This is a genomic window from Micromonospora sp. 15K316 (assembly GCF_004348525.1).
In the GTDB taxonomy this organism is placed as follows: domain Bacteria; phylum Actinomycetota; class Actinomycetes; order Mycobacteriales; family Micromonosporaceae; genus Micromonospora.
On record NZ_SMKG01000016.1, the window covers coordinates 17,651 to 39,027 of the forward strand.

19 protein-coding genes are annotated in these 21,377 nt (G+C 69.8%); 12 read left to right on the plus strand and 7 right to left on the minus strand.

Features of this window, described 5'->3' with window-relative positions:
• Positions 1–559 precede the first annotated feature (559 nt).
• Entirely contained in the window at positions 560–811 is a 252-nt protein-coding gene (locus tag E1211_RS06375) for a hypothetical protein (protein ID WP_132346379.1), read from the minus strand.
• Positions 812–956: 145 nt separating this feature from the next.
• A complete protein-coding gene (locus tag E1211_RS06380; RefSeq protein WP_132346381.1) occupies positions 957–1,151 on the minus strand; it encodes a cold-shock protein in 195 nt (64 codons plus the stop codon).
• A gap of 269 nt (positions 1,152–1,420) precedes the next feature.
• On the opposite strand from E1211_RS06380, the gene E1211_RS06385 reads away from it, so the two are divergent.
• Entirely contained in the window at positions 1,421–3,334 is a 1,914-nt protein-coding gene (locus E1211_RS06385; RefSeq protein WP_132346383.1) for a transketolase, read from the plus strand.
• Positions 3,335–4,112: 778 nt separating this feature from the next.
• Here E1211_RS06385 and E1211_RS06390 read toward each other — a convergent pair.
• Complete coding sequence (locus E1211_RS06390; protein WP_132346385.1) at positions 4,113–4,787, minus strand: cytidylate kinase family protein; 675 nt, start codon at positions 4,785–4,787, stop codon at positions 4,113–4,115.
• Between the two features lie 168 nt (positions 4,788–4,955).
• Here E1211_RS06390 and E1211_RS06395 point away from each other — a divergent pair, with 168 nt between their 5' ends.
• The 6 genes from E1211_RS06395 (at position 4,956) to E1211_RS06420 (ending at position 12,018) form a co-directional block, all read left to right on the plus strand.
• Positions 4,956–5,252 carry a GYD domain-containing protein gene (locus E1211_RS06395; RefSeq protein ID WP_132346387.1) on the plus strand — a complete coding sequence of 99 codons (297 nt, stop codon included), beginning with the start codon at positions 4,956–4,958 and terminating at the stop codon, positions 5,250–5,252.
• Positions 5,253–5,868: 616 nt separating this feature from the next.
• Positions 5,869–7,779 carry a CocE/NonD family hydrolase gene (locus tag E1211_RS06400; protein ID WP_132346389.1) on the plus strand — a complete coding sequence of 637 codons (1,911 nt, stop codon included), beginning with the start codon at positions 5,869–5,871 and terminating at the stop codon, positions 7,777–7,779.
• A gap of 411 nt (positions 7,780–8,190) precedes the next feature.
• The gene (locus E1211_RS06405) at positions 8,191–10,866 is read left to right on the plus strand and encodes a glycoside hydrolase family 97 catalytic domain-containing protein (protein ID WP_132346391.1); all 2,676 of its coding nucleotides are present in this window, start codon (positions 8,191–8,193) and stop codon (positions 10,864–10,866) included.
• A 144-nt stretch (positions 10,867–11,010) separates the two neighbouring features.
• Positions 11,011–11,337: a PadR family transcriptional regulator gene (locus E1211_RS06410; protein WP_132346393.1), complete on the plus strand. Its 327-nt coding sequence runs from the start codon at positions 11,011–11,013 to the stop codon at positions 11,335–11,337.
• Positions 11,334–11,690 carry a DUF1048 domain-containing protein gene (locus tag E1211_RS06415; protein WP_132346395.1) on the plus strand — a complete coding sequence of 119 codons (357 nt, stop codon included), beginning with the start codon at positions 11,334–11,336 and terminating at the stop codon, positions 11,688–11,690. Before E1211_RS06410 ends, E1211_RS06415 begins: the two co-directional genes overlap by 4 nt.
• A gap of 1 nt (position 11,691) precedes the next feature.
• A complete protein-coding gene (locus E1211_RS06420; RefSeq protein WP_132346397.1) occupies positions 11,692–12,018 on the plus strand; it encodes a DUF1048 domain-containing protein in 327 nt (108 codons plus the stop codon).
• Positions 12,019–12,173: 155 nt separating this feature from the next.
• Here E1211_RS06420 and E1211_RS06425 read toward each other — a convergent pair whose 3' ends face one another.
• The gene (locus E1211_RS06425) at positions 12,174–14,000 is read right to left on the minus strand and encodes a CocE/NonD family hydrolase (protein WP_132346399.1); all 1,827 of its coding nucleotides are present in this window, start codon (positions 13,998–14,000) and stop codon (positions 12,174–12,176) included.
• 287 nt (positions 14,001–14,287) lie between these two features.
• On the opposite strand from E1211_RS06425, the gene E1211_RS06430 reads away from it, so the two are divergent.
• The 3 genes from E1211_RS06430 (at position 14,288) to E1211_RS06440 (ending at position 16,504) form a co-directional block, all read left to right on the plus strand.
• Positions 14,288–15,442, plus strand: coding sequence for a serine hydrolase (locus tag E1211_RS06430; RefSeq protein WP_243709373.1), 1,155 nt, complete (start codon positions 14,288–14,290; stop codon positions 15,440–15,442).
• 220 nt (positions 15,443–15,662) lie between these two features.
• Positions 15,663–16,010 (plus strand): hypothetical protein, encoded by a 348-nt coding sequence (locus E1211_RS06435; protein WP_132346403.1) that lies wholly within the window; start codon positions 15,663–15,665, stop codon positions 16,008–16,010.
• Positions 15,998–16,504 carry a hypothetical protein gene (locus tag E1211_RS06440; RefSeq protein ID WP_243709374.1) on the plus strand — a complete coding sequence of 169 codons (507 nt, stop codon included), beginning with the start codon at positions 15,998–16,000 and terminating at the stop codon, positions 16,502–16,504. Before E1211_RS06435 ends, E1211_RS06440 begins: the two co-directional genes overlap by 13 nt.
• A 70-nt stretch (positions 16,505–16,574) precedes the next feature.
• Here the strand turns inward: E1211_RS06440 and E1211_RS06445 are convergent, their stop codons facing one another.
• Positions 16,575–17,174: a hypothetical protein gene (locus E1211_RS06445; protein WP_243709375.1), complete on the minus strand. Its 600-nt coding sequence runs from the start codon at positions 17,172–17,174 to the stop codon at positions 16,575–16,577.
• A 92-nt stretch (positions 17,175–17,266) separates the two neighbouring features.
• Here E1211_RS06445 and E1211_RS06450 point away from each other — a divergent pair, with 92 nt between their 5' ends.
• Entirely contained in the window at positions 17,267–17,524 is a 258-nt protein-coding gene (locus tag E1211_RS06450) for a transcriptional regulator (RefSeq protein WP_132346405.1), read from the plus strand.
• Between the two features lie 362 nt (positions 17,525–17,886).
• On the opposite strand, the gene E1211_RS06455 is transcribed toward E1211_RS06450, so the two are convergent.
• Complete coding sequence (locus E1211_RS06455) at positions 17,887–18,714, minus strand: peptidoglycan-binding domain-containing protein (protein WP_207915276.1); 828 nt, start codon at positions 18,712–18,714, stop codon at positions 17,887–17,889.
• A gap of 305 nt (positions 18,715–19,019) precedes the next feature.
• Between E1211_RS06455 and E1211_RS06460 the strand changes: the two genes are divergently transcribed.
• On the plus strand, positions 19,020–19,970 hold the full coding sequence (locus E1211_RS06460) for a patatin family protein (RefSeq protein ID WP_132346407.1): 951 nt from the start codon (positions 19,020–19,022) through the stop codon (positions 19,968–19,970).
• Between the two features lie 24 nt (positions 19,971–19,994).
• On the opposite strand, the gene E1211_RS06465 is transcribed toward E1211_RS06460, so the two are convergent.
• Positions 19,995–21,197 carry a Cmx/CmrA family chloramphenicol efflux MFS transporter gene (locus E1211_RS06465; protein ID WP_132346409.1) on the minus strand — a complete coding sequence of 401 codons (1,203 nt, stop codon included), beginning with the start codon at positions 21,195–21,197 and terminating at the stop codon, positions 19,995–19,997.
• Positions 21,198–21,377: the final 180 nt, after the last annotated feature.

Below are 21,377 nucleotides of genomic sequence, written 5' to 3' on the forward strand. Positions count from 1 at the left end.
TACACCCCATTCGTGAAGATCTTGACACAGCAAAGGGGTCAGGCGTTGACTTACGGCTATGGGCCCCACGTCAGCAGAAGAACGCGAATTGTCCGTCCGGCCCCATGTGACCGACCGCCGGATTGCCGTTCCGTGGTGGTACTACGCGACGATCGGAGCAATCGCAGGCGCCGCAGTCGTGGTAACTGCTCTTCTGCCACAGCAGATCGCGAGCCTCTCCCTCGTCGCCGCAGCCCTACTTGTGGGAACGACCAGCCGCATCGCAGCGAAAGTCTCGGGAACTCGTCTGCCTATTCCGGCCAGCGCTGACGGCGTCGGTTATCTGGCAGCCCTGGCGGTGGCGATAATCGGGTCCTTGATCGTCGTATGGACCGTGGTGCGTCCCGGCGGTCCTTCCTGGCTCGCCTGGACGCTCGCCGCTCTCGTGTTTGTGGTCGCACTCAGCGGGACATGGGTCGCGAAGGCGGGGCGTGCGACATAGACCTGACTAATGGCAGCAGCGTGACGACACCAGCACGGATCGGGACTGCCCGCGCTCACGCCACCTGGGCGGTCGTCTCTACTGTCGGTCGACGATGAACGGGTAGCGCAACCGGTTCATCGCCACCTCGCCCCGGTTGGACGCACGATGAGCGGGACCCGCTTCTTCCACGTTGGACGGAGCAAGGAACTGGGCCTCGCAACCGCAGGCTGCGGCCGGGGTCAGGCTCCGAAAACGCGGCGTGCCGGCAACCGCGTGCGGGTTGCGGCTGAACCGGCCGAGGACCGTCGCCGTGCGCACCTCGGGTGTGCGCGGTGACGTGCTGATCATGATGCCTGCCTCGAACGGCGCGTCGAGGCAGGGGCCGCAGCCCACGGCACCTCGCAAAAATGAACCCGAACAAACGATCGATGATGGATGAGAACGCCAAACGGCGGCCCGCTGAACCAGTCGGGCCGCCGCGGCAAAGCGTGAATCAGAGCGGACGGATGTCCGACGCCTGTGGGCCCTTCGGGCCCTGGGTGATGTCGAACTCGACCCGCTGGTTCGCCTCGAGGCTACGGAACCCGCTCGCCGAGAAGTGGGCGAAGACGTCGGCGCCGCCGCCGTCCTGGCTGATGAAGCCGAAGCCTTTGTCGCCATTGAACCACTTAACGGTACCGGTAGCCATGTCTGCTCCTTCGCAGGCTGTCGGAGACCGCACTGCGCGGACTCGCACGCCGCCGCGTTGATCACCCGCATCAGAAACGACACGAAGACGAAAACGAAAGAAGCGCCCGAAGGGCTTGGATGACCCATCAGGCGCCGAAACGTCAACGGAAATCAAAACTGCAACTGGGCAACCATAGCACGCGCACGGCGGGCCGGACGACGTCTGATCGAGGCCGTCGGGGGTAAGCGCGGCGGCAGCATCCGGTTCGCGCCGTAACAGGAGGCACCGTGACCCTCACCGCGCCCACCGCCACCATCGGCCTCGACACCGCCGCCGAGCTGGCCGCCCAGCTCCGGGTGGATTCGATCCGATCCAGCACCAGCGCCGGATCCGGGCACCCGACCTCCGGCATGTCCGCGGCCGACCTGTTCGCCGTGCTCGCGACCCGGCACCTGCGCTACGACTGGGACGACCCCCGCTCGCCGGCGAACGACCACCTCATCCTGTCCAAGGGCCACGCCTCCCCCCTGCTGTACTCGCTGTTCAAGGCGGTCGGGGTCATCTCCGACGACGAGCTGATGCAGCGCTACCGCCGATTCGGGCAGCGGCTGCAGGGCCACCCCACTCCCGCCCTGCCCTGGGTCGACGTCGCCACGGGCTCACTCGGCCAGGGACTGCCCGACGGCGTCGGCGTCGCCCTCGCCGGGAAGTACCTCGACAAGCAGCCCTACCGGGTGTGGGTGCTCTGCGGCGACAGCGAGATGGCCGAGGGCTCCATCTGGGAGGCGCTGGACAAGGCGTCCTACTACCAACTCGCCAACCTGGTGACCATGGTCGACGTCAACCGGCTCGGCCAGCGCGGCCCCACCGACCTGGGCTGGGACGTCGACGCGTACGCGCGCCGGGCCGAGGCGTTCGGCGCCCGGGTGCTCGTCGTCGACGGCCACGATCTGGCCGCCATCGACGACGCCATGGCCACCGCCGCGAACCCGAGCGGGGACCGGCCCACCGTGATCCTGGCCAAGACGGTGAAGGGACGCGGATTCTCCGAGGTGGAGGACAGCAACGACTGGCACGGCAAGCCGTTCCCACCGGACATGGCGGAGCGGGCCGTCCGCGAACTCGGGGGCGAACGCAACCTGACGGTGCGGGGTCCGCAGCCCGAACCGTCAGCCGCCGACGGTTCCAGCCCCGCCAGCGACCCGGCGGCCCGCCCCGTCACGACCCAACCGACCGAACCGCCGACGCCCGCCCGATACGACCTGGGCCAGAAGGTGCCCACCCGCAAGGCGTACGGCGACGCCCTGGTCGTGCTCGGCGCCCAGAACCCGCGCGTCGTCGCGCTCGACGGGGAGGTCAGCAACTCGACGTACGCCTTCGAGTTCGCCCGTGCCCATCCCGGGCGGTACTTCGAGATGTTCATCGCCGAGCAGCAGATGGTGGCCGCGGCGACCGGGCTCGCGGTCCGCGGCTACCACCCCTTCGCCTCCACCTTCGCCGCATTCCTGACCCGGGCGTACGACTTCATCCGCATGGGCGCCGTCTCCGGTGTCGACCTGAGCCTGGTCGGTTCGCACGCCGGCGTCGAGATCGGCCCCGACGGACCATCCCAGATGGGCCTCGAGGACCTCGCCATGATGCGCGCGATCGACGGCTCGACGGTGCTCTACCCCAGCGACGCGACCAGCACCGTGGCCCTCACCCAGATCATGGCCGTCCTGCCGGGCATCAGCTACCTGCGCACCACCCGCGGCAAGTACCCGGTGCTCTACCCGGACGGGGAGAGCTTCCCGGTCGGCGGCTCCAAGACGCTGCGCTCCTCCGACCAGGACCAGGTGACCCTCATCGGTGCCGGAGTCACCCTGCATGCCTGCCTCGCGGCCGCCGAAGCCCTGGCCGGCGAGGGGATCCGGGCGCGGGTCATCGACTGCTACTCGATCAAACCGATCGACGACGCGGCCATCGCCGACGCCGCGACGACCACCGGACGGATCGTCGTCGCCGAGGACCACCGCGCCGAAGGCGGCCTCGGCTCGGCCGTCAAGGACAGCCTCGTCGCCGACGGGCGGACCAGGCCGTCCCTCGCCCACCTCGCCGTACGCGGCATGCCCGGCTCCGGGTCGAGCAAGGAGCAGCTCGCCTGGGCGGGCATCGACGCCGACCACATCGCCTCCGCCGCCCGGAACCTGCTGCACGGCTGACCCAGCTGCTCGGCACCAGGAGAGAAACCGGTGGCCCTACCAACCCGCCCGGCTCTACCGTGACTGGATATTTCTCCTCCGCCCCACTCAGGAGAGGACTTCACCCCGCGTGACGCCGCCTGCTCTGTAGACCTGACACCTTCCGCGCATCGGTCGCCGACTCACCGTCGGCACATTTCCCATGCCCTCCGTCAGATCTTCAGAGAGATCATGTCTGCGCGTCCTCATATCGTTCTGTCCTGGACCCTCCAGCGCAGGGGCCTTACCCTGCTCGACCCGCTGCTCGCCCGTCGCAACCGGTTCGGCCTGCAGTGGGACTCATGCCGGGGCCCACTCGCCGCGTCTCCTCCCGAAAGCCCATGGCCCAACCGGTTTCCGGTCATCTTCGACGAGCCCGTGCCCGACCCACTCCGCACGTCCCGGCCCGAACGATTCATCGCCCAGGCGGCCGGACATCAGCCGCAGGGAGGTCGCTCGCGGTGTCGAGACCGGCACTCCGCTGAACCGCGGAATCCGCCGGGACTTCTCGTGGGTCCTGCGGTGAGCCGTCGTCGCGGACCTGAGCCGTGGAAAGGGGCAAGGTGGCCTTGCCCCGGACCGCATCACGCGGCGTTCCGCGCCCGGTCGCTCATGACCGGGCGCGAACGAAGCTCATGGCCGGCCCGGTATCGGCGACGACGGTGAACGCCCGGCGAGCGCCTGCCGCTGAGGGTGCTCGCCGGGCCTCGCTGCCGGTCACGTCGGTCGGTCCCGGTCCGGGCAGGCCCGAATCGCGCGGTCAGCGTGTTCGGGCCTCCCAGACCGGCTGCTGGGGATCGTCGTTGTGCACGATGACGTCGACGTGGTCGGTCGGGCGGACCGCAGCGAAGTAGAACTGCTGTGACGGGATGTATCGCTCGCGCCAGCGCCGCTCGACTTCGGCCCGAGTTGACACCTGGCGCTCTCGGATCACCGCACGATCCACGGTCTTCTCCAGCGCGGTGGACACGAAGATGCGCAGATCCCACCGGTCAATCAGTTCCGGGCGCATGAGGAAGACGCCGTCGAAGAGCAGCACGGCGTCGGCGGGAGCGGTCGTGACCGGCGGGGACAGCGTGGTATCCGTCGTGCGGTCGTAGACCGCGTGCCGGAAGCGCCGGTCTCCGCCGGGGCCGAGCGGATCGAGCAGAACCCGGTTCAGCGCGTCGTAGTCGTGAGTATCGAAGTAGCAGCCTTCGGCCGAGTACTCGCCGCGCGGATAGCGCTGCGCCCGGGGGAAGAGGAAATCGTCGATCGTCGCCCGGATGACGTCGCGGTCCCGTGCACGCAGGACGACGCCCAACTCGTCGGCGAGCGTGGTCTTGCCTGCGGCGGGCGGTCCATCGATGGCAACCCGCATCGGGTGTGCGACCGTGACGGACCCGACTGCCTCAGCCAGGCGGCGAAGCACCTCGTCGCGCGCGCCGTGGTCCACGTCCTTCCCCCTCTGGTGTCGTGACGGTCGCCGCGTCGAGCCGACCTTATGCAGGGCCAGCAACGGCGGTCTCCGCCCCGAGGATCTCGGACCACACGTCACGCAGATTCCGGCCGTTATGCCCGGAATTTGACCTTACGATGAGGCCCTTGGTGGAGGTGAGGGACCGTGCCGACGTATATCGCGTTGCTGAACTGGACCGATCAGGGGATCCGAGGTTACAAGGACACCGCGAAGCGGGCCGAGGCCTTCGCCGCGGCGACGCAGCGGCTCGGGGCCAATCTCCTGAACATCTACTGGACCGTCGGTCCGTACGACCTCGTCGCCGTCGTCGAGGCGCCCGACGACGAGACCGCCACCGCGGCGCTCCTGCAGCTCGGCGGGGCGGGCAACGTCCGTACCACGACCCTGCGGGGCTTCGGTCGAGACGAGATGGATCGCATCATCGCCAAAACCGGCGGCTGAGGCCGCAAGCGGCGACCAATCCGAGATGGACCTCCAAGACCCCGGCCGCAGGGACCGGCACTCACCCTGACCGTGACGGAGAGGTCCCCCGCCCTGGCCCTCGCCGCCCCACCGGCACGGGCATCGACGTCGTCCACGGCGGCGCCCCGGACGCTCCGCGTTCATGCCGTCGGGTGAGCTGCGCGGGCGAGATGCCGGAGAGTGCGGGTGACCTCGACAGACATCGAAGAAGGTCTTGCAGGAATCTTCGTATACAACATACGCTCGCCGGGGTCGCCGACTCGAGGAGCTGCCATCGAACCCTTCCTCAGCGAACGAGCCCACCCGGCCTCCGTCCACTTCGGGCAGCGATGGTAGGTCGCCCGTGCGCGACCGACGACCCGGGGCGCGGCAGTGGACTTCGACGGGCGGAAGGCGCTACCAGCAGGCCGTCGAGCTTCTCGAACGCCGCAGCACGATCCACCAGATCACCCGAACGTCGTCCTGGCGGGCGCCTCGGCCGTCACCGGCTCCGAGGTCTTCGCCGACTGGCTGCCCCGCCTGAAACCCGCCCACGTCGCCGATCAGCCGGTGATCCCCACACGTCATCCCCTACGCACCGAAGGAGCTGGTGACCATGCGTCTCCACGTCCACCGACAGCGACGACCACGAACCTGGCTGCCCGGCGCCGCGGCGCTGGCACTCGTCGCCTCGCTCGGGTTCGCCTCCCCGGCGGCCGGCGCCCAGGAGCAGCCGACCGGGCAGCGTCCGGTGTTCGAGAACGGCCGGGCCCAGCCGGTCTACGCCGGCGAGGAGATCATCACCCAGAACGTCTGGGTCGAGGTCGAGGGCATGGACACCGACCGGGACGGCGCCGACGACCGCATCCGGGTGCAGATCCGGCGCCCGGCCTCCACCGACCAGGGCGTCCAACTGCCGATCATCATGCAGGCGAGCCCTTACTGGGGCGAGGGCGGGGAGTTCCTGAACAACGACGTCGAGGTCCCGCTCTACGCGCCGAAGCGGCCGGGCTACGCCAAGCCGCCGGATCCCGGCCCGTTCCCGTACTTCCCGCTCCCGGACAAGCCGTACGACGGCACCGAGGCGCCGCACCAGACGATCAACGGCGGGACGTACCAGAACGAGTTCCTGCAACGCGGCTTCATCTTCGCCCACGCCCAGATGCTCGGCACGGGCAGCTCGACCGGCTGCCCCACCGGGGGCGGACCCGACGAGCACAACTCGCTCAAGGCGGTCATCGACTGGTTCAACGGACGGGCCGACGCCTACGACATCGACGGCGACCGGGTGGAGGCCGACTGGACCACCGGTCAGGTCGGGATGATCGGCACCTCCTACGACGGCACCCTACCGATCGGGGTGGCCACCACCGGTGTGAAGGAGCTGCGGGCCATCGTGCCCATCGCGGCGATCTCCAGCTACTACGACTACCGCCGGATGAACGGCGCGCCCATCTCGACCAACACCAACGTCGGCGGCGACCAGAACTCAAACCACAACTCCAACCTCTCCCGGAAGTACCCCGAGGTGTGTGACTACACCAAGGAGCAGGTCCGAAGGGGTCAGGACCGGCTCACCGGCGAGTACAACGAGTGGTGGCACGAGCGCAACTACCTGCCGAACATCGGCAACATCGCCGGCGGCGTCCTGGTGCAGCACGGCCTGAACGACCAGAACGTGAAGCTTCGCAACGCCGCCCAGCTCGTCGACGCGCTGGAGGAGAACGGCATCCCGCACCAGGTGTGGCTGCACCAGGGCGGGCACGGCGACCGGGCGCTGTCGAGCAACCGGGCAGCCTGGCTGGACCTGCTCAACCGCTGGTGGACGTACTGGCTGCACGGGGTGCGGAACGACGTGCTGGACGAGCCCGCCGCGGTGGTCGAGCGGGAAGACGGCACCTGGACGGCGTACGACAGCTGGCCGGTGCCCGGCTCGGAGTCCACGCCGCTCTTCCTCGGCGCGAGTGGCGACAACACCACCGGCACGCTCACGCCGACCCGCAACGTCAAGGGCAGGCCGGTCACCGAGAGCTTCACCGACGACATGACGATCGACGCGACCACCTTCGCCAGCGCCGAGCAGTCGCCGAACCGCCTCGCCTACCGCACCGCGCCGCTCACCAAGCCCGTCCACCTCAGCGGGACGGTGCACCTGTCGACCCGGATGTCGATCGACGCCCGCGCCGGGATCGTCAGCGCGATGCTGGTGGAGTACCCGCAGTCGGGCACCCCGAAGATCATCGCGCGGGGCTGGTCGGATCCGTTGAAGCGGTTCGGTTTGGATCGCAGCTACGGCATCAGGCCGGGAGCCCCGTTCTCACACGACTTCGACCTGCAGCCGCACGACTACGTGTTCCGCGAAGGTAGCCAGATCGGGCTCGTCGTGTACTCCAGCGACCGGGTCTTCACCCTCCGGCCGCCGCCAGGCACAAAGCTGAACCTGTACACGCATCACAGCCAGACCAGAGTCGACCTCCCGATCGTCGGCGGCGCCGTCGCCCTCACGTCCGCCCTCGGCGGCAAGTAGGGACGAATTGCTTCGGCCCGGTCCGGGTGGCGGGTTTCCGCCCACCCGGACCGCCGGCCGGGCTCTCGTCGAGGCGAGCGGAGCGTCACCTCGGCGCTACGGAGCGGTTGCTCCCGCGCGAAAACGTCCCTTAGGCTCCGGGACGCGAGATCCCCGCGTGGGGCCTCGCCCGCGTCAGCCCTGTTCGATCCTGTTGGATTCGCGTCTGGCCAGGAGGGAGGTCCACCCCCCCGCGCCGGCCCTTCCGGCCGGCTCTTGCCGGCGTAGGCAACGCGACCGCGGTCAGCCTGAAAACCCCGCAACTCATGGCGCAGGCACCCCTGCCGTCAGTCGACTGCCGCGTCCCGCCCTGACACGTGCCTGCTGGTTCGGCATCCGCTGATCGAACCCACCCGCAGAAAGGGAAGATCGATGCGTGTGCACAGCTCGCGGCACCGGTTTCTCGTCCGTTGTGTCGTACCACTGATCGTCGCCGCCGCGACCGCGGTGGCAGCCTCCCCCGCCACAGCCTCGGAGACCACCACCTGGGCCGTCAAGGGACCGTCGCCGGCGTCTCCGGTATCGGCGACGGTGGCGCTCGACGCCGACGGCGCGTTGTCGCTCGCCGTCGCCCACAAGGGATCGACAGTGCTCGCACCCGCCGCGATCGGCATCGAGACCACCGCCGCCGACCTGACGAGCGGTCTCGCGTTCCTCCGCCGCACGGACCGGATCGTGACCGAGAACTACGCCATGACGACCGGCAAGCAGCGTGTCCGGCACGCCAGGATGGCGGAGTCCACGCTTTCGTTCGCCGGTGCCGGCGGCATGAGGATGGATCTCGTGCTCCGCGTCTCGGCCGACGGGGTGGCGTACCGGTACGTCCTGCCCGACGCCGGCGGCGTCACCGTCAAACGCGAGGCGTCGTCGTACGCCCCGCCGGCCGGCGCGGCCGCGTGGCTGCTGCCGTACAGCCCGAACTACGAGGCGACCCGGATCGAGACGACCGCCGGCGCCGCCACGGCGGGCGACTTCGGCTTCCCGGCGCTGTTCGACGTGGACGGCACCTACGTCCTGCTCACCGAGTCGGACGTCGACGGCCGGTACTCGGGCGGGCGCCTCACGCACCAGGCGGGATCGGGGACCTACACGATCAAGCTCGCCGACGCGGAAGTCAGCTCACCGGGTCCGTTGGCCACGCCCTGGCGTACCGCGATCGTGGGCGACCTGGCCACGGTGACCGCCTCGACGCTTGTCGACGACCTGGCCCCGGCGTCGAAGCTGACCGACACCTCGTGGATCCGCCCGGGCACTGTCGCCTGGTCGTGGCTCTCCGAGCACGCCAGTCCGCGGGACCCGGTGCGCCAGAAGCAGTACGTCGACTTCGCCGCCCGCAACGGCTGGTCCTACGTCCTGATCGACGAGGGTTGGGATCGCAGCTGGGTGCCGGACGTGGTGCGCTACGCGCGCGCCCGGGGTGTCGAGGTGCTGCTCTGGTTCCACTGGACGGCCCTGGACACCGCGCAGGAGCGCGATGCCACCCTCTCGCTCGTGAAGTCCTGGGGCGTCGCCGGGGTGAAGGTCGACTTCATGGACTCCGATTCCCAGGCCCGGTTCCGGTGGTACGACGACATTCTCCGTAAGACCGCCGAGATGCGGCTCATGGTCAACTTCCACGGCGCGACCATCCCGCGCGGGATCCAGCGGACCTGGCCGCACGTCATGACGCTCGAGGCGATCCGCGGCGCGGAGCAGTTCCGCACCCGGGCCGCGACCAACACGATGTTCCCGTTCACCCGCAACGTCGTCGGCGGCATGGACTACACCCCGGTCGCCTTCGTCGTCTCCGACCGCGACACCACCGACGCGCACGAGGTCGCGACCTTCCTGGTCTACGAGTCGGGCTGGCAGCACGCGGCGGACAAGCCCGAGAACTACGACGCGCGGCCCGAGGCGCTGCGGACCCTGAACCAGCTCCCCACGACGTGGGACGAGACGCGACTGCTCGGGGGACGGCCCGGGCAGGAGGCCTACCTCGCCCGACGGGCGGGTGAGCGGTGGTACGTCGGCGGGATCTCGGCCGTGCCGGCGAAGACGTTCGACACGCCGCTGACGTTCCTCGGCAAGGGCCGGTGGCTCGTGGAGACCCTCCGTGACGGCCCGCACGGCCTGGTCCGGGAGGCCCGCATCGCCGACTCGGACGACTCGCTGGCGGTTCCGGTCGCGACCAACGGCGGGTTCGTCACGGTGATCTGCGCGTACACCAGGGGAATGTCGACCTGCGACCAGCCCGTGCGGCGGGTGCCGCGGACGCACCTCGCGGTGACCCCCGCCCAGGCGGAGACCCGACCGGGCAGCACCATCGACGTACGCGGCACCTTCACCCTCCCCGCGGGCGGCCCGATCCGCGATGTCCAGCTACGGGTGACCCCACCCGCGGGCTGGACCGCCAGCGGCCCGACGGTGTCGGCGAAGCGCATCCGAGCCGGCGAATCGATAAGCGGCGCGTTTACCGTGACCGCCCCGGCCGACACGGCCCCCGGGTACGTGGACGTTCCCGTCGTCGCCACGTACCGCTTCCCGGATGATCCGCAGCGACGCCCGGTCCACGTCGAGCAGGCGGTACGAGTGTTCGTGCCGCCGCCGAATCCGAGCGGAGCGGCGTACGTCAGTGATCTGCCGTTCCTGAGCGAGAGCAACGGATGGGGACCCGTCGAGCGGGACCAGTCCAACGGCGAGCTGGACGCCGGCGACGGGCAGCCGCTGACCATCGCCGGCCAGGCCTTCGCCAAGGGCATCGGCACTCACGCGCCCAGCGAGGTCACCGTGTGGCTGGGCGGCACGTGCACGCAGCTCCAGGCGGAGGTGGGCATCGACGACGAGGTCACCGGGTCCGGCTCGGTCGCGTTCCAGGTCCTCGGTGACGGCCGGCAACTCGCCGACACCGGGGTCGTCCGGAGCGCCGACGGCCCGCGCCCGCTCACCGTCGACGTCGGCGGTGCGCGAATGGTGACCTTGAAGGTCACCGACGGTGGAGACGGCAAGAACTTCGACCACGCCGACTGGGCCGACGCCCGGGTGACCTGCGCACCGGCGTTCGCCGGCTGAGCCGCCGCCTCACCTGACGAAGCTAAGGCTCCGGACCGGCACGGTTCGCCGCGCTACTTGGTACTACCGCATAGCGGTACTCGGTGCTACCGTATAGTGGTACTCGGTGGCACGAGGTACCAGGGAGATCGAGAAGGAGCCGCGATGGACGGCCTGACGGAGATGCTGAAGGGCACGCTCGAAGGCTGCGTACTCGAGATCATCAGCGACGAGGAGACCTACGGCTACGCCATCACCCGCCGGCTGAACGAACTCGGCTTCGCCGACGTCGTCGAGGGAACGGTCTACACCATCCTGCTGCGGCTGGAGCGCAACGGACTCGTCCAGGTGACGAAACGGCCATCCGAGGTGGGCCCGCCCCGAAAGTTCTACGTCCTCAACGACGCCGGACGGAAGGAACTCGCCACCTTCTGGGCGAAATGGCAGTACGTCTCATCACGCATCGACAAGCTCAAGGAGGGCGGGAGATGAGCTTCTGGGAGACCATCACGGGCAGCGATCTCACCAGGGACTGGAAGGCACTCGAAGCCCGGGCAGCGGCCCTGCCCGCCGACTACCGGGCGGCGTGGGGACAGATCAAAGGCAACCTCTTCCCCTACGGCGACTTCACCGGTCGCAACCTGATGCCGATCCTCGACGCCGCCCTGGGGCTGCTGGAGGAAGCATCAGCGGACGGGCAGAGCATCCACGAGGTGCTCGGCGACGACATCCCCGGCTTCTGCGCGGCGCTGGCCGGCGGCGAGGGGGCCCGGACCTATCGCGACCGGTGGCGCGAGCAGTTGAACAGGAACGTCGCACGGAAACTGGGCCGGCTGGGAGGCTGACGTGGGCATCCAGGACATCATCGAGGGCAAGAAGCAGTGGCGGGCACACGTGGCCCGGGTGAAGGCGCTCCCGCCGGACTACCGGATCGTCTACAAGGAGATGCAGCGGTACCTGTTCAAGGTCGGGCCGACCAACCTGTCCGACGGGCGCCTGCTCCCCGGCATCGTGGACTTCTTCGAGGAGGGCGTCGCGGCCGGCAAGGGGGTTCTGGAACTCGTCGGCACCGACGTCGCCGCCTTCTGCGACGACCTGATCAAGGACTCGCCCACCTACGCGGAGATCTACCAAAAGTCCGTCAGCGCGAACGCCCACACCGACGAGAAGTGACACCCGCCGTCACCCTGCACGCAGCATCAGCGTGAGGCACGAAGGCCTCCTGGTTGCCGGAGCGGCTGGCAGACAGCCCACTCCACAACCGGGAGGCCTTCGTCATCACGTCCGAACCCGCCGTCCCGACCCGGCGGTGCCGGACGCCCGTTCTGTCAGCGGCGGCGGGGAAGCCACAGCGCGAAGGTGCCCGGGCCGACGTCGCTGAGCGTGGTGGTGTTCGCCGCCAGGTAACGGTCCAGGTACGGCGAGCGATCGCCCTGGGTCGGCACGTCGAACCGCGGGTCCTGCAGGTCGAGCGCGAGCCGGGCGTCAGAGACCCTGATCGTCTGCCCCGACGGCACGTCCCGCCAGCCGGATGCGCTGACGGTGCCGATCTGCACACCCAGCCGGTGCCCTCGCTCGAAGGTCCAGTCCGTCGCCTTCAGCTCGACCACTGTCGTCCGGCCGCCTCCCAGCAGCGCGGCGTTCTCGTCGAACATCGTCGCCGTGCCGTCCGGAGCCACGTCCCAGAGCCGTACCAGCACGTTGCCCTGACCTGTGGTCTTCACCGTGACCTCCGGCGTGGCCGTGATCCGCACCTGCTTCGTGACGGGCGTGGACCAGGTCCAGTAACTGTTGCCGGGCGCCGCGGCGCTCTGCACCCCCGTCCGGTCCTGCGGCGGCGGGCCGGCCGCCGGCGCGGCCTCGATGTCCCAGCCCTTGACCTGCGGCGTCGCTGACAGCCGGCCCGCAGCCGGTGCGGCGCCGCCGTCGTCGACGTACTTGCCGGGCGACAGCCGCACCCGGTAGGAGGTGGTCGCCTGCGGCCAGGTGTCCTGCGCCCGCCAGTTGGCGAGGCTGTCCTCGACGGCGAACGCCGGGTCGGCCACCGAAGGCTTGATGCCGCGCAGGTACTGGTCGTAGAAACGCATCACCTCGTCGAACCAACCCGCGCGCCCCATCTTGAGCCGGCCCTCGGCGTCGGTGTCGTTACCGCGTACGTGCTCCCACTGGCCGAGCCAGCCGCGCTCCGGACCCTTGTGGTTGTCGAGGTACTGCTCCATGTCCTCGGGCTTGGTGTTGTCCTCGATGAAGCCCGACGTGACGAAGAGCGGCGTGTGGGTGCCCACCGCGCGAGCGGCGAAGTCACGCGCCCGCCAGTACGGCGACGTCGGGTCGGGGTCCTGCGTGTCGGTCATGTTGTTGCTCAGGCACTCGGGGTGGCTCGCCTCGTACGCCGCGTTCGCCTTGTAGCGGTCGCTGTCGTCGTCCAGCGGGGCCATCGTCGCGATCGAGCCGTACCCGCGCGGGCTGCTGGTCGCGTTGGACCGGGGCACCCCGTTGCTGAACAGGTAGTTGTACCTGTTCCACGTCGGCTCCTGGGCGACGATCGCCCGCAGCGGCTTGAGCTTGAGCACGTTGGCCGCCAACCCGGTGTTCGCGTCGTACGACTTGCCGTACATGCCCACCTTGCCGGTCGACCAGGGCCGGCTCGCCGCCCACTCGACGGCCGCCTTGACGTCGGCCTGCTCCCCCGGGCCGAGGAAGTCCAGGCATCCGGTGCTCCCACCGAAGCCACGCAGGTCGACCATCACGAACGTGTAGCCGCGCGCCATCAGGTCGGCGCCGTCGATGAAGTCCTGGAAACGCGCCGACGGGCCGACCCGGTCCCAGCCCTCCGGGTCGGTCTGCCCGGCGTGCGCGAAGTACGGGCCCACCGAGAGGATCACCGGCGTCTTCGCGTGCGCCGGCAGGTGTGCCGGGCGCAGCACGTCGGCGTGCAGCTCGACGCCGCTGCCGTCGGAGGACGGGAAGTACGCCTCCGTCCACGCCGCCCCCTCCGGGACCCGCGGGTTCTCCTCGTGAGTGATCGGCGCGTCAGCTCCGGCGGCGATCGGTGCGGTCTGCGCCGCGGCGGGTGACGCACCCGCGCCCACTGTCGTGATGACGGCCAGCGCACCGGCCGCCGAGACGACCGACACCTTCCTGCGAAGGTTCATCCACCCTCCCCGTGATCAGCTCCGGACGATGATCCGCCCGGACCAACCATCGAGGCTAACGGATCTCTACGGTCCTGTCTCCCTCTCACCGGCGCTCCGCCTACCCGTGCCGGCCACGCGGCTCCGTGCACAGTGGTGGGGTTAGCCCCAGGTCAGGCTTCGGGTTCACCGGCTGGTAGGGCCATCGATGCTCTTCGTACGGTCGAGGCACAGTCAATCTCCCCGGAAGGAGCCTCGATGTGAGCGCACGTTCCGCAGCCCGCAGGGCGGGCAGGTGGCGAAGGATCGTGGCGGCCGTGACGGCCGGCGCGGTGCTGGCCGCGGCGGTCGGCGGTGGGGTCGCGGCCGCCGCGCCGCCGGCCCCGGATCAGCGGTCCACGGCCACGGTTCTCCAGGACGGCCTCGACGATCTGCACGCCCTCGGCGTCTCCGGGGCGCAGGGCGTCGTCCGCGACGGAGGCCGGGTGACCAAGGCCCGCAGCGGCGTGGCCGACGTGGACACCGGCGCGCCGATGCCGGTCGACGGGTACTTCCGGATCGGCAGCGAGACGAAGACCTTCGTGTCGGTGGTGGTGCTGCAACTCGTCGGCGAGGGCCGGATCAGGCTGGACGACCCGATCGAACGCTGGCTGCCCGGCGTCATCGACGGCAACGGCAACGACGGCCGGCACGTCACCGTACGCCAGGTCCTGCAGCACACCAGCGGCCTCTACGACCCCACCGGCGACCTCGACGCCCTGCAGTCGGCCGACGAGTTCCTGGCGCACCGCTTCGACCGCTACACCGAGGCGCAGCTGGTGGCGATGGCGATACGGCATCCGCCGCTCTTCCCCGCCGGCACGCACTGGAGCTACTCGAACACCAACTACCTGGTGGCCGGGATGCTCATCGAACGGGTCACCGGACACCTGTGGCACACCGAGGTGCGCTCCCGGATCCTGAGGCCGCTGCGCCTGACCCACACGTTCTACCCCGGCGACCGACCCACTCTGCCCCAGCCGCACGCCGAGGCGTACCAGCAGTTCGCGCCGGGCGAGCCGCTGGTCGACACGACCGTCTTCAATCCGACCGTGGCGGCCTCGGCCGGCGGCCTGGTCAGCACCACCACCGACCTGGCCCGCTTCTGGCAGGCACTGGGGCGCGGCCAGCTGTTGCGGCCGGGACAGCTGGCCGAGCTGCACCGAACCGTGCTGGCCGAGACGGTCCAGGGCGTCCGGCCCGGCATCGCCTACGGGCTGGGCATCATGTGGATCCCCAACCGGTGCGGCGGGTACTGGGCGCACTTCGGCGACATGCCCGGGGTCAGCACCCTCAACGCGGTCTCACCGGACGGGCGCCGCTCGACGGTCTTCTACCGGGCGACGGTGCTGGCCGACCCGGACCGAGCCTCGGCGGTGATGCAGCGGGAGATGGCGCTGCTCGACGACCTGATCTGCGACTGACACCCCACCAGGATCATCGGGAGTTCGACGTACACCCGGTCGGCGGCGTCACGGATCTCCGTGGCGGCGCCGACCGGGTGGCCAGGCGTGTCCCCCGGCCGAGGGCGGCGCCGCGGACCAGGCTTCCCGCGGGCCCCACAGAGCGCTCGGCTTGCCGTACCTTCTAGTTCTGCTACGCGGATCTGCTCGCGCGCCGGTCGACGTGATGGGTTTGGGGCCGATGCAGAGAGACAGACAACACGTACGCCTCTCCCTGGCCAGCCTCGATTTCCTCGGCACCGACGCGCAGTTGCGGGCGCAGGCCGAGTACGCCCTGCGGGAGTCGGACACCCGCCGGCAGCGCACCGTGAACAGTGGCCGGGACCCGACGGGCTCCATCGCCGTGTTCGTCGACGAGGACGGTCAGGTCGAGGAGGTGACCGTCGGGCCCGCGTGGCACAGTCAGGTGGGTGTCAGCGGGTTCGCCGACGCGCTCTTCGAGGCGTACGCCGCGTCCACGCGGCGCTCGACGCGGTCCTCGACCGAGTCGACAAGGCGCGTGAACATCAACTCCCTGTGCTCTCGCTGATCAACATCAGCTTCCGCTGGGTCAACGAGGTGAAGACCCCCCTCTCGGACCTGTCGTTCGTGACCACCGAGCCGGCCGACGAAAACCTCGCCAAGTGGACGGGCGACGCGGCGAGCGCCTACAACGCCAAGACCGTCAAGCAGAAGGCCGCCGTCGACGAGACGGTGCTCAAGTCCGAGTTCATCAGTCAATGGCTGTTCAAGATCGCTAAGACCAACGTCGACTACGCCGTGGAGCTCGCCAAAATCGTCACCGGTCTCGCGGGCAGGCTGGCGCAGGCGGCGACCGAGGCGGGCACCGTCGTCGACCTACCCTGGGCCGTCTCGACCCTCGCCGAATCCGTCGGCGACATCGTGACCGCCGGCCTCAACAACCTGCTCAGCATCGGGCAACGATTCGTCGAGGCGCTCGGCAACGTGCGGGACATCGCCACCCAGGTCGGGGACTACTCGAAGCTGCCCCAGGGACAGTGGCCGCACGCCGTACGCGGATGAATCCACCGACGCGGCGGCCTGTCGCGGCGTGGACGGCCGGTGCCTCTCGAACGTGATCGCGCGGCGCGAGTCAGGCCGTAGGTACGGCCTCCTGCGTCGCCCTCAGGATCGCCAGCGACTTGGCGGCCAGACTCGACGTCGGAGCGTACGACTCACCACCGACGGCAAGCCACACCTTCACCACCAGGTTGCCGCTGCGGGCGTGCACCATGTGTTCGGCGTACTTGAATCCCGGCGTGGACTGCTTGGTGAACGCCTCCGCCTCGTCCCCCACATCGGTGATCGAGCCGACCGCCGTCATGCCCGTTGCCTGCTGCGTACCTCGGTAGAGCCGGCGCGCCTCGTCGACGGTCGCGGGTGTCGACGCCTCGACGCGCAGGTTCGCCGCATAGCCGGCCTTGGTCCGCATCTCGAACAGACAGGCCGCGCCGGGCCTCCCGACTGGTGGCTTCGGGTCGGTCCGCGTGACCGTCAGCGCCAGATCCGCGAGCGGCTCCAGGCTCGTGCGCGCGCACAGGTCCAGGTCGACGGCGCGGTAGGAACGTTCGACGGCGGAAGAGGGCGTGCTCCCGACGCCGGTCGACACCGGAGCCGGACCGGTGGGTGCCGCGCCGGGCACGTCGCCGTCGCAGCCGCCGAGCGCGAGAAGAGCGACGAAGGCGGCGACCACGCTGGATCGACGGAACGTGTCAGGCACGACACGAAAATACCCGTAGCCGCCCTCCGGGAGGGCCCGCGCAGCCGGCGGCTAGGGTGCCACGTGTGGCCACCCGGGAGACGCCTGAACAAGTCGCGCGCACCCGGACGGTGACCGCCGAAGCAGTCCTCACCGACCGTGCCGACCTCCGCGGATACCCCCACCGACTGCTCTCCGTCGTGTCCCACCGCGGAATCGGCAGCGATCAGGTCACGCAAGCCCTGGCGGCCGCGGAGGTGCTCGAGTCGTTCGGCTGGGAACTCGTGACCGTCTCCGAGTTCGCCAGCAGCAGGATGGTCTACGCCGTGCTCCGACGCAGATGACGAGGGCATGATCGGAGCGGAGCCCTGAGGGCCTTCGTCGGGGTCCGCCGGATGGGGCCGGCGATCAGGCGGCGCGGAACATCCGGCGGCCGAGCGTGATGATGAGGCCCACCAGCACGCTGGCCAGCACCTCCACGGCGATCTTGACGAGGATTGCGCTCATGTTGATTCACTTTCGGGTGGATTTGTAGCGGTCCAGCGAAAGCTAATCGCGGTCGACCAACAGCAGGTGTACGGCCGACGACAGTTGCCCGCCGCGCGGGTTCACACCGGCTTGCCGTCGCCTGCTCACCACGGGTCGGGTGTCCGGGCGCCCGGCGTGGGCGCTGGTCCGGTCGTACCGCGGACCGGGCCGCCGCGGGTCAAAGGGTGCGCTGATACTCCTCCCAGGTGCGCTTGGGGCTGACCACCGGACCGTCGTCCGAGCCCCGATTCGCCAGCCCGTTGCGGCCGAGGTAGTAGTCGCCGGCCTGGTTCCGGGCGCCGGTGGACTGGTCGGTGTCGGCGAGCGCGACGGCGTGGATGTGGTACCCCCAGTCGCCCTGCTCCGGCGTCCGCAGCCAGGCGGCGAAGCCCACCGTACGCAGCCGGCGCAGCACCTCCGTCCGGGTGGCCGAGGAGAGCCCGCTGACCGACAGGTCGAGCGCGCCTCCGCCGTCGTGGGTGCCAGCGGAGGCGTCCACACCCGCGTTGTACGAGCCCTGGGTGATGGTGAGCTGCCAGCCGAGCAGACGCTCGGCCTCGAAGAGCATCGCCCGAGTCCGAGTGTTGACCTGCACGCCACGCAGGCCCACCACACTGCCGGGCGAGAGCGCCTTGACCACGGCGTAGCGCTGCTCGCCGAGCAGCCGCAGCGACGTCACCCCGGGCAGGCCTGTCGCGTCGAGGCCCGTGTAGCCGAGCGACCGCTGGTACGCGGCGTACGCGGCGACGGTGCTGGTGCCGAAGTGCCCGTCGACATAGGTCGACGACAGCAACCCCTTGGCCTGAAGCGCGCGCTCCACCAGCAGCACGCTGTCCCTGGCCCCGTCGGTGAGGGCGGTGTCCGGCCGGCGGGGATCGATCTGCGCCGCCTTGATGAGCGCTTCCATGTCGACCTGCGGCAACGCGGCCGCGGCGGGGCGGGCCGCCGGTCCGGCAGCGACGACCGCCACACCGGCGGCGACGAGCAGGCGCCTTCTCGTAATCACGCGTCCTCCGTACGAATCTGGGTTCTGTTCGGCCACCACTCACAGTCGCCGGAATCGACCAACCCAGCACCATCCACCCGCACATGTCGACAACCTTCGAACTGCCCACCCATCGTGACAGCAACCTTCATCGATGGGAAGCCCGACGATGGCCGCCCGTACTCCCCCGTCGGCCGGGCGCGCGTTACCGTCGGCAGGTGGCGTTGCTGATCGTGGTGGCGGCTGCCGAATCCGGGACGCTCACACTCCACCCACCCGGGCGGCTCCCGGACCAACCCGGCACAGACAGGAAACCAGGTGCAACGGTGACCGACACTGTCCTTCAGCTGCTACGCGACCGCAAGCAACAGGCAAGCCTCCCCGGCCGACGCAGCGACGACGCGCGCCTGGTCCTCCTGATCGAGGGCGGCAGCTCGCGCGGCGCCTACTCCAGCGGCATGACCATCGCCATCGAACAACTCGGACTCCTACCGCTGTTCGACGCCGTCTACGGCAGCTCCGCGGGAGCGCTGAACGCCGCCTGGCTGCTCTGCGGCCGCGCCGAGAGCAGCCAGCACGCCTGGTGGGACCCGATCATCATGCGGACGACCATCAACCCGACCCGCGCTCTGCGCCGCCAACCGATCGTGGACACCCGCTTCCTCATCCACACCGTCTACACCGAGATCCTGCCGCTGGGCTTCCAGGAGGTACTCGACAGCCCGATCGAGTTCCACCCGATCGCCACGGACGCGCTCACCGGCCAGCCCGTCGACCTGCACGGGCAGATCCACGACCGAGCCGGCTTGCAGGCCGCGCTCCGCGCGTCGACCGCGATGCCGCTCCTCGCCGGCGAACCGATCGAGATCGACGGCCGGACGTTCGTCGACGCCGGGCTGAGTGAGGCGGTCCCGGTGCGAACGGCCCTCGCGCAGAAGGCCACCCACATCGTCGCGCTGCGCACCCGACGTACGGACGAGATCGCCTCGGCGCCGTCGCGCGCGGAACGCCTGCTGATGTCGCGGTGGTTCGCCCGACGCGCGCCGGGCGCCACCGAGACGTGGCTGCACCGCGAAGCCATGCGGGCGGAGGAAGAGCGGCTGCTGGCGTCGCACCCCGCGACCCTGCAGATCCGCCCGCCGCTGGGCAGCGCGAGGATCGGCCGTACGGAGCGCCGCCCCCACCTGCTCCGCGGAGCTGTCGACACGGGCCGGCAGGCGGCGTGGAACGAACTGGCCCGCCTCGAAGACGCGGCCGTGAGCGTCTCCCCGAGGTGACCCGGCGGGCGCAGGGTCGGCGACTCAACTCTGCTCCTTGACCGTCATCGAATCGCTTCGGCCGACGCGGGGCGCGATGAATCGCCGGAACGGCAGGGCGACAAGCAGCGCCACCGCGACCAGGAAGCCGCTGGCCCACACCGGGCCGAGGTCACCAGCACCGGTCCCGAGGGTCGCCGCCGCGACGACGGGGCCACCGGCAGCACCGACGTTGAGCGCCGCGGTCGCATACGAACCTCCCATGGTCGGAGCGTGCGCTGCCGCATAAAGCACCCTGGCGATCAGGGTGCTGCCCAACGCGAACGAGAGCGTGCCCTGCACGAACGCGAGGAGCAGAAGCGCCACCGGCTGAGCAGCAAGACCCGCCAACGCCACCCATCCGAGCAACAGCAACGGGCCACCCGCTCCGATCACGACGCCGGGATGCTGGTCGGCGAGCCGCCCCCCGAGATTGACGCCCGCGAAGGAGCCGACACCGAAGAGCACCAGCACGACCGGGACCCACAGCTCACCCAGATCGGCGGTGCCGGTGACGAGCGGAGCGAGGAAGGTGAACGTGGCGAAAGTGGCGGCGTTCACGAGAGCAGCGAGCAACATGACCAGAACCAGCTTGGGCATTGCGAGTTGGGCGATCTCACCACGAAGAGACAGCCCGGCCAGAGCGCCCCGAGGGGCCGTTCCGGCACGCGCCGGTATGCCTCTCACCACGCCGTAGGCAGCGGGAACCGACAGCAACGCGATCGCCCAGAAGGCTGCCCGCCAGCCGAGCACCGCGCCGAGCACCGCACCGCCGGGAACCCCGGCGACAGTGGCCATCGTCGTACCCGAGAGCAGCACCGCCAGCGCGCGACCCTTTTGATCAGGTGCCACGAGCGTGACCGCCGTGCTCAGCGCCACAGCCAGGAAGCCCGAGTTGGCCAGGGCTGCGACCATCCGGGTGATCATCAGAACCGGGAAACTCGTGGTGAGAGCGCCCACGACGTGGGCCACGGCGAAAACCAGCAGGAAGCCCAGCAGGCTCGTCCGGGCGGGCCACCGGCGGGCAAGCGCGGCCATCAGCGGCGCGCCGACGATCATCCCGGCGGCGAACGCCGAGGTCAGAAGCCCGGCGTTCCCGACCGACACATCAAGGCTTTGGGCGATGTCCGGCACCAGGCCGGCCAGCATGAATTCCGAGGTGCCCATCGCGAAGACAGCTACGGCGAGCAGATAGAGCGGCAGAGGCATCAGGATCTCCGAGGTGAGAGAGAACGAGGAGACGTCTCGTCACCGCGGCCAGCCCTACGGGCGCACGCAGGATCCCGGCCAGCACCAACTGGCAGGGTGCGGGCTGAGAACTTAGTGGTTCAGGGGGCTGACGGCGTGACCGAAAGCCCCCACCCTGGATGCCTCAGGGCTCGACATGCC

Bases quoted from the DNA above. Each gene is read 5' to 3' on its own strand.
- E1211_RS06375 (WP_132346379.1), bottom strand. From the start codon at position 811: ATGATCAGCACGTCACCGCGCACACCCGAGGTGCGCACGGCGACGGTC.
- E1211_RS06380 (WP_132346381.1), bottom strand. From the start codon at position 1,151: ATGGCTACCGGTACCGTTAAGTGGTTCAATGGCGACAAAGGCTTCGGC.
- E1211_RS06400 (WP_132346389.1), top strand. From the start codon at position 5,869: ATGCGTCTCCACGTCCACCGACAGCGACGACCACGAACCTGGCTGCCC.
- E1211_RS06405 (WP_132346391.1), top strand. From the start codon at position 8,191: ATGCGTGTGCACAGCTCGCGGCACCGGTTTCTCGTCCGTTGTGTCGTA.
- E1211_RS06410 (WP_132346393.1), top strand. From the start codon at position 11,011: ATGGACGGCCTGACGGAGATGCTGAAGGGCACGCTCGAAGGCTGCGTA.
- E1211_RS06415 (WP_132346395.1), top strand. From the start codon at position 11,334: ATGAGCTTCTGGGAGACCATCACGGGCAGCGATCTCACCAGGGACTGG.
- E1211_RS06425 (WP_132346399.1), bottom strand. From the start codon at position 14,000: ATGAACCTTCGCAGGAAGGTGTCGGTCGTCTCGGCGGCCGGTGCGCTG.
- E1211_RS06435 (WP_132346403.1), top strand. From the start codon at position 15,663: ATGCAGAGAGACAGACAACACGTACGCCTCTCCCTGGCCAGCCTCGAT.
- E1211_RS06465 (WP_132346409.1), bottom strand. From the start codon at position 21,197: ATGCCTCTGCCGCTCTATCTGCTCGCCGTAGCTGTCTTCGCGATGGGC.